This is a genomic window from Streptomyces sp. NPDC045846 (assembly GCF_056431605.1).
Window position 1 is genome coordinate 214,760 of the sequence record NZ_JBWKKJ010000001.1, and the last position, 13,816, is coordinate 228,575.

The following is a 13,816-nucleotide window of genomic DNA, read 5'->3' on the forward strand; positions in this document are numbered from 1 at the left end:
ACGGTTGGGATACTGACGCCATGCCACGCGTGCTCCTCATAGAAGACGACCCCTCGGTGCGCGAAGGGGTCGAGCTCGGGCTGCGGCGACGCGGCCACGAGGTGCGGGCGGCCGGGACCGGCGAGGCCGGACTCGCCTCGCTCAAGGCCTTCCAGCCCGAGCTGGTGCTGCTCGACCTGATGCTGCCCGGCATGAACGGCGTCCAGGTCTGCCGCCGGATACGCGAGACCAGCCAGCTGCCGATCATCATGCTCACCGCGCGCGGCGACGACTTCGACGTGGTGGTCGGATTGGAGGCGGGCGCCGACGACTACATCGTCAAACCCGCCCGCACCGAGGTCATCGAGGCCCGCATCCGGGCCGTACTGCGCCGCCTCGCCGACCCGGCCGCGGCCCGCCCCGGCCCCGAGTTCCACGGCGAGCTCGCCCTCGACCGGGCCGGGCTCACCGCCGCCAAGAACGGCGAACGGCTCGCGCTGGCCCCCTCCGAACTGAAGCTCCTGCTCCATCTCGCGGCCTCGCCCGAGCAGGTCTTCAGCCGCCAGCAGCTCCTCGAATCGGTGTGGGAGCACAGCTACCACGGCGACGCCCGCCTGGTGGACGCCTGTGTGCGGCGGCTGCGGCAGAAGCTCGGCGACACCTCGGGCCCCGACGGAGCCCCCCGCTACATCCAGACCGTGCGCGGCTTCGGCTACCGGTTCGGGCCGCTGTGAGGTTCCCGGCCCGCCGCGCCCTGCGCCTGGGACTGCGGGGCCGGCTGATCGCCGCGTTCCTCCTGGTGGCCGCGGTCAGCGCGGTCACGACGGCGGCCCTCACCTACCAGTCGGCCCGCTCGGCCATCCTCCAGCAGGCCCAGGACCAGGCCGTCGACCAGTTCCGCGAACAGATCGCCCAGCAGTACTTCGCGCTGCCCACCTCCACCGCGGCGATGAAGAACGTCTGCCAGTCGCTCGCCAGGGCGGGCAAGCCGCGCCCCTGGTACGTGTTCGCCGAGTACGGCAGCCTGCGCGCGTCCTCCACCATGCGGCCCACCTCCACCGTGATCACCGACGACCTGCGGCGGCAGACCCACGCCAACGCGCACGGCTCGTTCCAGCGGGTCGTCCAGGACGGCACCCCGTACCTGACCATCGGCATGCCGGTGATGTTCGAGCGGAGCGGCGTCCCGCAGCGCACCGGCGTCTACCTGTACGCCGTGATGGACCTGAGGCCCGAGGGCGTCACCATCCAGGCCATGGTCGCGGCGGCCAAGAACGGCGCCCTGCCCGCCCTCGCCGTCGCCGTGGTGCCCGCCCTGCTCGCGGCGCGCAGCGTGCTGCGGCCGGTGCGCGACCTGCGGCGGGCCGCGAGCAGCATGGGCAAGGGCAAGCTCGACACCCGGATCGAGGTCAAGGGCTCGGACGAACTGGCCGACCTGGCCTGGACGTTCAACGAGTCGGCCGAGGAACTGGAGCGCTCCGTCGAGGAGTTGCAGAAGGCCGAGGCGCGCGCCCGGCGCTTCGCCTCCGACGTCTCGCACGAGCTGCGCACCCCGCTGGCCGGCATGCTCGCGGTGACCGAGGTGCTCGACGAGGACGCCGACGGGCTCGACCCGGACACCGCGCGCGCCGTGCGCCTCATCTCCGCCGAGACCGGCAAGCTCGCCACGCTCGTCGAGGACCTGATGGAGATCTCCCGCTTCGACGCCAAGGCGGCCGAGCTCAACACCGACGAGGTCGACGTCGCCGAGACCATCCGCAAGACCCTCCAGCGGCGGCGCTGGGAGGACCGCGTGGCCACCGAACTCCCGGACGGCGTACGGGCGATGATCGACCCCCGGCGCTTCGACATCGTGGTGGCCAACCTGGTCGGCAACGCCCTGCGGCACGGCGCCGAGCCGGTGACCGTGCGGCTGCGCCCGGGCGCCGGCCAGGGGCCGCTGGTCGTGGAGGTCGCCGACCGCGGTCCCGGCATCGACGCGGCGGTGCTGCCGCACATCTTCGACCGCTTCTTCAAGGCGGACGCGGCCCGTACCCGCTCGGCGGGCAGCGGCCTCGGCCTCGCGATCACCCTGGAGAACGTCCGGCTGCACGGCGGCACCGTGAGCGCGGCGAACGCGCCGGACGGCGGCGCCGTCTTCACGGTCGAGCTGCCCACCGGCCCCCTCGCGGCCGCGTCCGCGGTGGCGGCGCGATGAGGCCGAGGACGACCGGGCCCCGCGCCCTGGCCGCGCTCGCGCTGCTGCCGGCCGGTCTGCTCGCCGCGGGCTGCGGCATCCAGTCCACCGACGTCATCGCGGTGGGCGGGCCCGCGAGCGTGCAGGCCTTTCCGCCCAACGACGACTCCACCGTGCTCTACTTCACGGGCCCCGACGGGCTGATGCCCGTGGTCCGCCCCGGTGGCTACCGGCCGCCGCTGCCGCTGCTCTTCGCGGGACCGGACCAGGACGAGAAGGCGGCCGGGCTCCGCACCGAACTGCCCCCGGCCAAGGGGGCGTTGAAGATGGGCGTGGCCGAGGGCGCGGTGACGGTCGCGCTCGGCCAGGACGTCACCGGGCTCACCCCCACCGCCCAGCGGCAGATCGCCTGCACCGTCCTGCAGGCGGTGGCCCGGGGCGCGCGGCTGAGGGTGACGATCACCGGCCCCGGCGGTCCGAGCTCGCTGAGCCCGCTGGTCTGCCCGCTCTGAGAAGGCGCCGGTGCGCCTGGGAGGGTGTTGACTTCAATTCAGTAAACCCATCGGTAACACTCTGGCGCCCGGCCCGGCGACGGGCCAAGCTCTGCGTGTGGAGAATTCAGCCAGCGCAACGCAGCCGGCGGCCGGCCCGGTCGTCCTGCGGCTGCGGCGCACTCTGATCTGGGTCCCGCTCGCCGCGGTCGCGGTGGCCGTGCTCTGGTGCGTCGCCGCCGCCTCCGTCTTCGGCGGGCCGAACAGCGGCTTCGCGGGCCCGGTGATGGCCGTCTCGGGCGTCGCCGTCCTGGTCGCGGCGGCCACCTTCGCGGGCTACCTGGTACGCCCGCTGCGGATCGAGGCGGACGCCGACGCCCTCACCGTGCGGCTCCCGACCTGGCTCGCGGGCCGCATCGACTGGGACGACGTCAGCGCCGTGACCGCCCTCGCGGTGCGGACCGGGACCCGGGTGCGCCGCTTCCTCGTCGTGGACCTGCGCTCGCCCGCGCTTCCCTACATCAGCCGCCCGCGGTCGATGTACCGTCGCCTGGCCCCCGCGCTCGGCCGCCCCGAGCACGCGCACGGGCTCTGCTTCGAGGAGCAGGTCTTCGACTTCGACGCGGCCGAACTGCTGGGCGTGGTGGCCGCGTTCGCGCCCGACGAGGTCGCCGTGGAGAACCGCACGGTGGAACCGGCCGACAGTCCCTGGGAGTTCTGACCGGCTTCTTGCCTCGTGGCAGGGCGAGCGCCACCGTGTACGCGTACGTCTCGCACGCCGACAGCACCACCGCGAGTCCGTACGCCGACGACCGCTGCCCCGGAACCGGAGTGCCCATGGCCCCCTTCACGCTGCCCCACACGCTGCACGGCGACGGCGCCCACCGGGTCGTCGCCGTGCACGGCTGGCTCGCCGACCGCGGCGACTACGCGGCCGTGCTGCCCGACCTCGACGCCGCCGCCTTCACCTACGCCTTCGTCGACCTGCGCGGCTACGGCGAGGCCAGGGACGCGCCCGGCGCCTACACCACCAGCGAGGGCGCCGAGGACGTCCTGGCGCTGGCCGACCGGCTCGGCTGGCACCGCTTCTCGCTGATCGGGCACTCGATGGGCGGCGCGGTCGTGCAGCGCGTCCTGGCCGCCGCCCCCGACCGGGTGCGGCGCATGGTCGGCATCTCTCCGGTCCCGGCGAGCGGGATGCCGATGGACGAGGCGACCCGCGAACTGTTCACCGAGGCCGCCGAGCACCCCGCCCGGCGCCGGGCCATCATCGACCTCACCACCGGGGGCGAGCGGCCCGACGCCTGGCTGGACCGGATGACCTGGCGCTCGGTGGAGCGCAGCGACCCCAAGGCGTTCCGCGCCTGGCTCGACTCCTGGTCGGGCGAGGACTTCCACGAGGAGACCGAGGGCTCGCCGGTGCCCGCCCTCGCCGTGACCGGCGCGCTCGACCCGGCCCTCAACGCCACGTTCCTGCGCGCCACCTGGCTGCGCTGGTACCCGGCGGGCCAGCTCGTGGAACTGCCCCACGCCGGGCACCACGCCATGGACGAGGCCCCGCTCGACCTGATCCGCACCGTCGAGGACTTCCTGCGGGCCGATCATGTCTGACCCTGCCCACCATGGCTGAACCGCCCGACGTCTTCGACCCCCGGCTGTACGCCGCGGGGCCCCCGTACGCCGCCTACCGCGAGCTGCGCGAGCACCGGCCGGTGGCGTGGCAGGCGGAGCCCGAGGTGCTCGGCTGGCCGGCCGGCCCCGGCTTCTGGGCCGTCACCCGGCACGCCGACGTCGTACGGGTCCTCAAGGACGCGGACACCTTCTCCTCGGCGCTCGGCGCCACCCAGATCCGCGACCCCGACCCGGCCGACCTGCCGTTCATCCGCCGCATGATGCTCAACCAGGACCCCGCCGCGGGTGCTCGGCCCCTCTTCGGCGGGGGAGGCGGCCACGACCACGGGAGGCTGCGCCGCCTGGTGAGCCGGGCCTTCACGCCCGGCCGCGTCGACCGCTTCGAGGCGCTGGCGCGCGAGCGGGCCCGGGCCCTGCTCGGCGCGGCCCGCCACGGCGCCGAGGACGGCGTGTTCGACCTGGTCGCCGACGTCACCGACGACTACGCGCTGCTCAACCTCACGGATCTGCTCGGGGTGCCGCCCGGCGACCGGGGGCTGCTCCTGGAGTGGACCGAGCGCGTCATCGCCTACCAGGACCCGGACGAGCCGCCGGTCCTCGGCCCCGACGGGCGGCCGGTCAACCCGCGCTCGCCCGCGATGCTGGCGGAGATGTTCGCGTACGCCCAGCAGTTGGCCGCGTACAAACGCGCGTGCCCGGCGGACGACGTCATGACCTCACTCGCCCACTCGGAACTCGCCGACGCCGAGCTGGAGATGTTCTTCTTCCTGCTGACGGTGGCGGGCAACGACACCGTGCGCGCGGCGGCGCCGGGCGGATTCCTCGCCCTCGCCGAACACCCCGACGAACAGAACAGATTGAGGGGGCGTCAGGTGTCGGTGGACACCGCGATCGAGGAGCTCTTGCGGTGGCATCCGCCGGTGCTGAGCTTCCGGCGCACCGCGACCCGCGCCACCGTCCTGGCCGGGCAGTCCCTCGCCGCCGGGGACAAGGTCGTCGTCTTCCACGCCTCCGCCCACCGCGACGAGCGCGTCTTCGCCGAGCCGGACCGCCTGGACCTGGGCCGCGGCCCCAACCCGCACGTGGCGTTCGGCGACGGCCCGCACGTCTGCCTCGGGGCCCACTTCGCGCGGCTGCAACTGCGGGTTCTGCACGAGGAGGCGCTGCGCATCCTGCCCGCCGCCGAACTCGCGGCCCCGCCCCGCCGTCTCGTCTCCAACTTCATCAACGGCGTCAAGTCCCTTGATCTGAGGGCTGGTTAGCCGCCCGCGCGGTGGGAGGTGCGGACCACGGGGGCCGGCTCCTGGGCGGCCCGGGTGACATCCGCGACGACCTCCACGACATCGGGCCCGTACGCCTGCGAGTTGACGACCTTGAGGAGGAGGCAGAACGAGGTGTTCCCGTGCTTGCGGGCGAGCTTCTCGGCGTTGCGGGCCAGATAGCGGGTGGCCGCCTGGTTGGTGATCGCGGACTGGCCGCAGAAGAGGAAGACCGGACGGGAGTCCCGGCCGGGCGTGACCCGGGCCAGGATCACGTACTCGACCACACCGTTCTCCAGCCGGTAGCGCTCGGAGCCGATCTGGAAGGCGCCGCGGTCGGGGGTCGGTTCGGGGTCCACGTTCATCTTGACGCCGGGCAGCAGCGAGGCGAGGTGGGCCGCCATGCGGCGGTTCGAGTAGGGCCCGCCCAGGCAGAACTCGGTGCGTTCGCCGAAGCCCTGCTGAGCGAGGTCGTGCTGGATGATCTGGGCGTGCGCCCCGCAGTCCTTGATGAGCGAGGAGAGTTCCAGGAGCGCGAACACGTCGAAGCGGTGTACGGACCCTTCGTGTCCCGCGGCCCGGTTCACGACCAGCAGGCACTCGGAATGGGTCGGCAGCCCGAAGAACGCCTGCTTGCGGCGGAGTCTGCGCTTCCAGAGGTAGGTGCGGGCGAGCCAGCCGAAGGCCGCGCTTATGCCCGCGGCCACCACGCCGAGGACGATGTTGCGTACGTCGTCGTTCATGGGCGGGCATGCTAGCGGGAGTTCGCCCCCGTGTTCGACGTGCTCATGACGCGAACCCGGGCACGGCGTTACGCTGCGCGGACGTTCGCCAACGGGAGGTATGCATGCGTCGACCTGCTGCCCGCACCCTGTCCCTCCTCGCCGCGGCGGCCGCGGTGGCGGCCTCGGTCGCCGCGGCCCCGCCCACCACGGCCGCACCCCCGGGCCGCACCCCCGCCAAGGTGCCCGAGGCGGTCGGCTACGGGGGAGCGGTCTCCAGCGTGGACGCGGACGCGTCCGCCGCGGGCCTGGAGGTCCTCAAGAACGGCGGCAACGCGGTGGACGCGGCCGTCGCCACCGCCGCGGCCCTCGGCGTCACCGAGCCGTACTCCTCCGGCATCGGCGGAGGCGGCTACTTCGTCTACTACGACGCCGCGTCCCGCTCCGTGCACACCCTCGACGGCCGCGAGACGGCGCCGGCCTCGGCCACGTCCTCGCTCTTCCTGGAGAACGGCAAGCCGCTGCCCTTCGCGGACGCCGTGACCAGCGGGCTCAGTGTCGGCACCCCGGGCACCGCGGCCACCTGGGACCGGGCGCTCGACGCCTGGGGCAGCAAGTCGCTGCGCACGCTCCTGAAGCCCGCGGAGCGGCTCGCCCGCGACGGGTTCACCGTCGACGACACCTTCCGCTCGCAGACCAAGGACAACCAGGCCCGCTTCGCCGACTTCCCCGACACCGCCAAGCTGTTCCTGCCCGGCGGGCAGCTCCCGGTGGTCGGCTCCACCTTCAAGAACCCCGATCTCGCGCGCACGTACGAGGAGCTGGGCCGCGAGGGCGTCGACGCCCTCTACCGCGGCGACCTCGGCGAGGACGTCGTCCGCACCGTGCGCAAGCCGCCGGTCGACCCGAAGTCGACCCGCACGGTGCGCGCGGGCGACCTCGCCGAGAAGGACCTGCGCGCCTACGAGGCGAAGTTCCAGGACCCCACCAAGGTCGACTACCGCGGGCTCGACGTCTACGGGATGGCTCCCTCGACCTCCGGCGGCACGACGGTCGGCGAGGCGCTCAACATCCTGGAGAACACCGATCTGTCCAAGGCCTCGGACGTGCAGTTCCTGCACCACTACATCGAGGCCAGCCGCATCGCGTTCGCGGACCGGGGCCGCTGGGTCGGCGACCCGGACTTCGAGAACGTGCCGGTCAAGGGGCTCCTCTCGCAGCGCTTCGCCGACTCGCGGGCCTGCCTGATCAAGGACGACGCGGTCCTCACCAGCCCGCTCGCGCCCGGCGACCCGCGCCATCCGGCGGCGTGCGGGACATCCGGCCCGGCGGCCCCGACCACATACGAGGGCGACAACACCACGCACCTCACGGTGGCCGACAAGTGGGGCAACGTCGTCGCGTACACGCTCACCATCGAGCAGACCGGCGGCAGCGCCATCACCGTGCCGGGCCGCGGCTTCCTGCTCAACAACGAGCTGACCGACTTCTCCTTCGCCCCGGCGAACCCGGCCGTCCACGACCCGAACCTGCCCGGCCCGGGCAAGCGGCCGCGCTCCTCCATCTCGCCGACGATCGTGCTCGACCGGCACGGCAGGCCGGTGCTCGCGCTCGGGTCGCCGGGCGGCGCGACCATCATCACCACCGTCCTCCAGACGCTGATCAACCATCTGGACCGGGGGATGCCGCTGGTCGACGCGATCGCGGCGCCGCGCGCGAGCCAGCGCAACGCGGCCAGGACCGAGCTCGAACCCGCCCTCTACAACAGCCCCTTGAGGGCTCAACTGGAGGCGCTCGGCCACTCGTTCTCGCTGAATCCCGAGATCGGGGCGGCGACCGGGGTGCAGCGCCTGCCGGACGGGCGCTGGCTCGCCGCGGCCGAGAAGGTGCGGCGCGGCGGCGGCTCGGCGCTGGTGGTCCATCCGAGTGGAAAGCGGTAACCCCGGCTGACAGGGCCCAAGAGGCCCGTGGCCCCGGCGTGAACGGCCGGGAACCACGGGCCTCTTGCCGCGGGCGGGGTCGAGGCGGCGATGAGGAGAGACGAGATCGCCCGCGCAAGGGGTAAGGAAACCTTCCTGACAGAAGGGTTCCCCCGTGCGCACCAGAACGCTCGCCCTCGCCGCCGCGTCCGGCGCCGCCCTGCTCGCCACCGTGGCGCTCCCCGCCACCGCGCGGGGCGCCCACGCCCCCCACGCGCCCGCCGGGGCGGAGGAGAGCCCGGTCGGCGCGTCCGAGCTCCTCGCCAAGGTGACCACCTGCGACCAGATCTCCAACGGCACGTACCGGACGCACACCGGGACCTCGGCCACCGTCCCGGTCTGCGGCAAGAACGGGGCCGTGTTCTGGACGGCCGACCTCGACGTGGACTGCGACGGGCAGATCACCACGGCCTGCAACAAGAACACCGACCCGTGGTTCCAGGCCGACACCCGCTTCCACCAGTCGAACGGCAAGCCACTGAGCGCGGAGACGCTGCCGTACGTGGTGGTGCCGGGCTCCAGCCCGATCTGGAACTACGCCTCGGCGGGCATCAGGGGCGGCGGTGTCGTCGCCGTCATCTATCGGGACAAGGTCGAGTACGCCGTCGTCGGCGACACGGGCCCCAGCACCGTCATCGGTGAGGCGTCGTACGCCACCGCCAAGTCGCTCGGCATGGACCCCAACCCGAAGACGGGCGGCGCCGAGTCGGGCGTCACGTACATCCTGTTCAAGGACTCCCAGGTCGTGCCGATCGAGAGCCACGGTGCGGCGGTGTCCCTCGGCGAGGGCCTGGCCCGGCGGTTCCTGGCGAACAACTAGCGGCCCGGCCCGCTGGACCCGGGTGAGGACGGGGGGCCGTGGGTGACGGCCACCGTGTGCTCGGCGTACTCGGCGTACTCGGCCCGCGCGATGCTCGACGTGCAGAGGGCGGGCGGGTCCGGACGCGGTCAGAGGGCCTCCAGGATCGTCGCGTTGGCGAGCCCGCCCGCCTCGCACATGGTCTGGAGTCCGTAGCGCGCCCCGCGTTCGCGCAGGGTGTGCACCAGGGTGGTCATCAGCCGGGCGCCGCTGGCGCCGAGCGGGTGGCCGAGCGCGATCGCGCCGCCGCGCACGTTGACCTTGGCCGGGTCGGCGCCGGTCTCCTGCTGCCAGGCCAGGACCACGCTGGCGAACGCCTCGTTGACCTCGAAGAGGTCGATGTCGCTCAGGTCGAGGCCCGCCCTGCGCAGCACCTTCTCGGTCGCCGGGATGATCCCGGTCAGCATCAGGACCGGGTCGGAGCCGGTCACGGCGAAGCTGTGCAGCCGCGCGAGCGGGCGCAGTCCCAGGCGGGCCGCCGTCTCGCTGGAGGTGATGAGGACCGCGGACGCGCCGTCGTTGGTCGGGCTGCTGTTGCCCGCCGTCACCGACCAGTCGATCTGGGGGAAGCGCTCGGCGAAGGCCGGGTCCGCGAACGAGGGCCGGAGCCCCGCGAGGATCTCGGGGGTGGTGGCCGGGCGCACCGACTCGTCCCGCGTGAGCCCGGCGATCGGCGCGGTCTCCGCCGCGAAGAGGCCGTCCTCCCAGGCGCGCGCGGCCTTGTGGTGCGAGGCGGTGGCGAACTCGTCCATCCGCTCGCGCCCGATCGACCACTTGGCCGCGATGAGTTCGGCGCTGATCCCCTGCGGCACCAGCCCCTCGGGGTAGCGCGCGGCGACGCCGGGCCCGAACGGGTCCGTGCCCGCGGGCACGTTGGACCACATCGGCACCCGGCTCATCGACTCGACCCCGCACGCCACGACCAGGTCGTAGGCCCCCGACATCACGCCCTGCGCGGCGAAGTGCACGGCCTGCTGCGAGGAGCCGCACTGGCGGTCGACCGTCGTGGCGGGCACCGAGTCCGGGAACCCGGCCGACAGCCAGGCGTACCGCGTGGTGTTCATGGCCTGTTCGCCGACCTGGTCGACGGTGCCGCCGATGACGTCGTCGACGAGGGCCGGGTCGATGCCGCCGCGCTCCACCAGGGTGCGCAGGGTGTGGGCGAGCAGCTCGACCGGGTGGGTCCCCGAAAGGGCCCCGCCCGGCTTCCCCCTGCCGATCGGTGTGCGTACGGCTTCCACGATCACGGCGTCACGCATGATGCGCTCCCTCGGCTCTACTCGTGAGTAGGTTGGAAAACTGGACTCACTCTAGCTCGGTGAGTAGGAAAATCCAACGGACCCCGTCGGGCTCGATTACGGTGGGCGCATGAACGTGTCCGAGCAGCAGCACCAGCCCCGCCCGAGCGCCGCCCGTGCCCCGAGGGGCAAGAACCCCCGGCCCTGCTCGATCGCCGACGCCCTCGGGGTGGTCGGCGAGAAGTACTCCCTGCTCGTGCTGCGCGAGGTCTTCTTCGGCGTCCACCGCTTCGACGCGATCGCCAAGAACACCGGGGCGCCCCGCGACATCCTCACCGCCCGGCTGCGCACCCTGGTCGACGCGGGCGTCCTGGAGCGCACCCTCTACAGCGAGCGCCCGGCCCGCTACGAGTACCGCGCGACGCCGGCCGGCCAGGAGCTGCGCCCCGTCCTGCTGATGCTGATGAACTGGGGCGACCGCCACCTCGCGGACGTGCCGCCCACGGTGTGGCGGCACAAGTGCGGGGCCGACCTCGACCCCGCGGTGATCTGCCGCTGCTGCGGCGAGGAGGTGCGCCGGGCGGACACGACCGTACGGTTCCAGGCCCCGGGCTGGTCCGCCCTGGGTCCCGAGTGACGCCCCGGGCCCACTGAGCGAGGCGGGTGCCCTCCGCTGCGCCGGGTCTAGAATCGCGGCATGGTCCGCACCCCCCTCACCCCCGAAGAGCGTGCACGCGGCGAGCGGCTCGGCCGGTTGCTGCGCTCGGCGCGGGCCGACCGCAGCATGGTGGAGGTCGCGGCCGCCGCGGGCCTCTCCGCCGAGACCCTCCGCAAGATCGAGACGGGCCGCGCCCCGACCCCCGCGTTCTTCACCGTGGCGGCCCTCGCCTCGGTCCTCGGCCTGTCCATGGACGAGATCGTGAGCGACTGCGCGATGCCGCCCGCGGTCGCCGCATGACGTCCCCGGCACCCCGGACACCGAGGCGGGCGGCCCGCACCGCCGTACGGGACGCGCTCGGCGCGGTGTTCCTGCTGCGCTACGACAACGAGGAGGTCGGCCCGCACTGGGCGCTGCCCGGCGGCGGCCTCGACCCGGGGGAGTCGCCGCGCGCGGGCGCCCGGCGCGAGCTGCGCGAGGAGACCGGCTGGCACGACGTCGAGCCCGGCCCGCTGCTGTGCACCTGGACCCACGACTTCACCCGCGCCGGGATCCCCGTCCGCCAGCACGAGCACATCTACCTCGCCGACACTCCGGAGCCCGGGCGACGGCTCGGCCCCGAGGTCGCGGCCGACCACCTCGCGGACGGCATCCTCGGCTCGCGCTGGTGGAGCCCGGCGGAACTGCGCCGCACGGACGAACAGATCTGGCCGCCCGCCCTGCACGAGCTGCTCGACGGCTGGTCGCCCGGCGCTCCCGCCGCCGACCTGGGTCACGTGCCCGCGCGGCCCCGCTCGGACGCGTTCGGCTGACACCGCCTCGACAACGGCGCCAAGACCGCCCGACGCGCCGCCAGGAAGCGTGCCCCGGCTGCCTGTTCGGCGCAACAGATCCTGCGCGGACGCACGCCCGGAGCGACCGTGGGAGCGTGGTCAATTGGTCTCACTCCCCCCGGGGGCGCCGTCGCCCCCTGCGGGCGGCCGCCGTCGCGGTCCTCGGCGCCCTCGCCCTGCTCGCGGCCTGCACCCCCGAACCGCACGTCTCCACCGCCTCCGCCGTGGGCCGCGCGGACCCCGCGACGCTGGTCTTCCACCATCCCGGCGTCGTCGTGGGCAAGAGCCAGCTCGACACGGTACGGGCGAAGGTGCGGGCCGGTCAGGAGCCGTGGAGCTCGGCGTACGAGAGGATGCGGACCAGCCGTTACGGCTCCCTCCGCTACACCCCGCACCCCGCCGAGGTCGTCCCGTGCCCGCCGAACGCCGGGCCGCCCGCCTGTCTCGCCGAGCGCGAGGACGCCATCGCCGCCTACACCCAGGCGCTGCTGTGGACCGTCAACGGCAACGAGGCCCACGCCCGCAAGGCGGTCGAGATCATGGACGCCTGGGCGCAGGTGATCAAGCGGCACACCGAGGGCAACGCCGACCTCCAGACCGCCTGGGCGGCATCGTCGTGGGCGCGGGCGGCCGACATCGTGCACGCGGGCTACCCGCAGTGGCAGGCCCCGGCCGTGCAGCGCTTCAAGTGGATGCTGCGCAAGGCGTACCTGCCCGCCGTGACCGCCAAAGTCCCCGACTACAACGGGAATTGGGAGCTCGCGATGACGGACGCGGCCATCGGCATCGCCGTCTTCGTCGAGGACCGCCAGGTCTTCAAGGACGCCCTGGACCGCTACCGGGCGCGCGTGCCCGCCTACTTCTACCTCTCCTCGGACGGCAGGCTGCCCAAGGCGCCGCCCGGCGGCTCGATGAGCACCCCGGACCAGCTGGCGGCGTACTGGTTCGGGCAGCGCACCTACGCGGACGGGCTCGGCCAGGAGACCTGCCGCAACTTCATGCACATCGAGTACTCCCTCGCGGCGTCCGGCCACATCGCCGAGACGGCGTGGCAGCAGGGCATCGACCTGTACGGGCCGACGGCCGGGCGGCTGAAGGCGGCCCTGGAGTTCCACGCCCACTACCAGCTCGGTGCGCGGGTCCCGCCCTGGCTGTGCGGCGGCCGGGTCGACCGGTCGCTGGGGCCGGACGTCGAGGTGCTGCTCAACCACCTGGAGAACCGCATGCACCTGACGCTGCCCGAGACCCACAGGCTCGCCGAGCGACAGCGCCCGGCCGGCACCGACGACCTCTTCGTCGCCTGGGAGACGCTGACCCACGCGCAGAACCCCGGGGCGGCCGTGTAGCCGAAAAGAGCCGCCCCTTTCCGGACGAGTTCAACAGAACGTTGAAGAAAGGGGATTGGGCGGCCGGTGGGCCTGGGCATGGACCGTGCAATGGACACGACCAGCCCGCGCGGGCCGAAGCACCCTGCGCGGCGGCCCACCGCCGCCGCCTTCTTCGACGTGGAGGGCACCCTGCTCGCCGCGCCGGACCTGGCCGGCGCCGCCGGGCCGCTCGGCCTGCTGTGGCACCCGCCGGTCCTCGCCGCGCTCCACGGCCACGCCGCGCGCGGCCACCTCGTCGTTCTGATCGCGCGCGCGAGCGCGGCCGAACTCGAACCGGTCGCCCGCCACCTCGCGCCCGACGCCGTGCTCTGCTCCCGGCCGCGGGCCCCCATGCTCGGCCAGGGCAAGGGGTACGCGGCCCGCGCGCTGCTGCGCGACCGCGGCATCCTGGCCGCGCGCTGCTACGCGTACGCGGACGAGGCGGCGGACCTGCCGCTCCTGGCCGAGGTCGGCCACCCCGTGGTGGTCGGCGACGACCCGGTCCTGCTGCGCCACGCGCGGCGCGGCGTCTGGGACCGCCTGCCGGGGCCCGCGCCGCGCGACAGGTGACGCCGCGTCAGCTTGCCTGCTCCGTCCACCCCGGGTTGACCTGTGACGCCGCA

Annotated in this window: 15 protein-coding genes; 13 read left to right on the plus strand and 2 right to left on the minus strand. The window is 73.7% G+C overall.

Annotated features, from left to right (window positions below; all coding sequences use genetic code 11):
- Positions 1-20 precede the first annotated feature (20 nt).
- From AC07F3_RS00975 to AC07F3_RS01000, 6 genes are all read left to right on the plus strand, one after another.
- The gene (locus AC07F3_RS00975) at positions 21-713 is read left to right on the plus strand and encodes a response regulator (protein WP_479109163.1); all 693 of its coding nucleotides are present in this window, start codon (positions 21-23) and stop codon (positions 711-713) included.
- Positions 710-2,176: an ATP-binding protein gene (locus AC07F3_RS00980; protein ID WP_479109165.1), complete on the plus strand. Its 1,467-nt coding sequence runs from the start codon at positions 710-712 to the stop codon at positions 2,174-2,176. Before AC07F3_RS00975 ends, AC07F3_RS00980 begins: the two co-directional genes overlap by 4 nt.
- On the plus strand, positions 2,173-2,667 hold the full coding sequence (locus AC07F3_RS00985; RefSeq protein ID WP_479109167.1) for a hypothetical protein: 495 nt from the start codon (positions 2,173-2,175) through the stop codon (positions 2,665-2,667). Before AC07F3_RS00980 ends, AC07F3_RS00985 begins: the two co-directional genes overlap by 4 nt.
- Positions 2,668-2,764: 97 nt before the next feature.
- Complete coding sequence (locus tag AC07F3_RS00990) at positions 2,765-3,367, plus strand: hypothetical protein (RefSeq protein WP_479109169.1); 603 nt, start codon at positions 2,765-2,767, stop codon at positions 3,365-3,367.
- Between the two features lie 116 nt (positions 3,368-3,483).
- Positions 3,484-4,257 (plus strand): alpha/beta fold hydrolase, encoded by a 774-nt coding sequence (locus AC07F3_RS00995; protein ID WP_479110556.1) that lies wholly within the window; start codon positions 3,484-3,486, stop codon positions 4,255-4,257.
- A gap of 11 nt (positions 4,258-4,268) precedes the next feature.
- Complete coding sequence (locus AC07F3_RS01000) at positions 4,269-5,540, plus strand: cytochrome P450 (protein ID WP_479109171.1); 1,272 nt, start codon at positions 4,269-4,271, stop codon at positions 5,538-5,540.
- Here the strand turns inward: AC07F3_RS01000 and AC07F3_RS01005 are convergent.
- Positions 5,537-6,280 (minus strand): hypothetical protein, encoded by a 744-nt coding sequence (locus AC07F3_RS01005; protein WP_479109173.1) that lies wholly within the window; start codon positions 6,278-6,280, stop codon positions 5,537-5,539. The genes AC07F3_RS01000 and AC07F3_RS01005 overlap by 4 nt on opposite strands.
- A 104-nt stretch (positions 6,281-6,384) precedes the next feature.
- Here AC07F3_RS01005 and ggt point away from each other — a divergent pair, with 104 nt between their 5' ends.
- Together ggt and AC07F3_RS01015 are read left to right on the plus strand one after the other, a co-directional pair.
- The gene (gene ggt, locus AC07F3_RS01010) at positions 6,385-8,199 is read left to right on the plus strand and encodes a gamma-glutamyltransferase (protein ID WP_479109175.1); all 1,815 of its coding nucleotides are present in this window, start codon (positions 6,385-6,387) and stop codon (positions 8,197-8,199) included.
- Between the two features lie 154 nt (positions 8,200-8,353).
- A complete protein-coding gene (locus tag AC07F3_RS01015; protein ID WP_479109177.1) occupies positions 8,354-9,058 on the plus strand; it encodes a glycoside hydrolase family 75 protein in 705 nt (234 codons plus the stop codon).
- A gap of 128 nt (positions 9,059-9,186) precedes the next feature.
- On the opposite strand, the gene AC07F3_RS01020 is transcribed toward AC07F3_RS01015, so the two are convergent.
- On the minus strand, positions 9,187-10,356 hold the full coding sequence (locus AC07F3_RS01020; RefSeq protein ID WP_479109179.1) for a thiolase family protein: 1,170 nt from the start codon (positions 10,354-10,356) through the stop codon (positions 9,187-9,189).
- A gap of 109 nt (positions 10,357-10,465) precedes the next feature.
- On the opposite strand from AC07F3_RS01020, the gene AC07F3_RS01025 reads away from it, so the two are divergent.
- The 5 genes from AC07F3_RS01025 (at position 10,466) to AC07F3_RS01045 (ending at position 13,763) form a co-directional block, all read left to right on the plus strand.
- Positions 10,466-10,972 (plus strand): winged helix-turn-helix transcriptional regulator, encoded by a 507-nt coding sequence (locus tag AC07F3_RS01025; protein ID WP_479109181.1) that lies wholly within the window; start codon positions 10,466-10,468, stop codon positions 10,970-10,972.
- 60 nt (positions 10,973-11,032) lie between these two features.
- Positions 11,033-11,293 (plus strand): helix-turn-helix domain-containing protein, encoded by a 261-nt coding sequence (locus tag AC07F3_RS01030; protein ID WP_479109183.1) that lies wholly within the window; start codon positions 11,033-11,035, stop codon positions 11,291-11,293.
- Complete coding sequence (locus AC07F3_RS01035; protein WP_479109185.1) at positions 11,290-11,805, plus strand: NUDIX hydrolase; 516 nt, start codon at positions 11,290-11,292, stop codon at positions 11,803-11,805. The genes AC07F3_RS01030 and AC07F3_RS01035 overlap by 4 nt, the downstream gene beginning before the upstream one ends.
- Positions 11,806-11,921: 116 nt before the next feature.
- Positions 11,922-13,172, plus strand: coding sequence for an alginate lyase family protein (locus tag AC07F3_RS01040; protein WP_479109187.1), 1,251 nt, complete (start codon positions 11,922-11,924; stop codon positions 13,170-13,172).
- Positions 13,173-13,262: 90 nt separating this feature from the next.
- Positions 13,263-13,763: a haloacid dehalogenase-like hydrolase gene (locus AC07F3_RS01045; RefSeq protein WP_479109189.1), complete on the plus strand. Its 501-nt coding sequence runs from the start codon at positions 13,263-13,265 to the stop codon at positions 13,761-13,763.
- Positions 13,764-13,816: the final 53 nt, after the last annotated feature.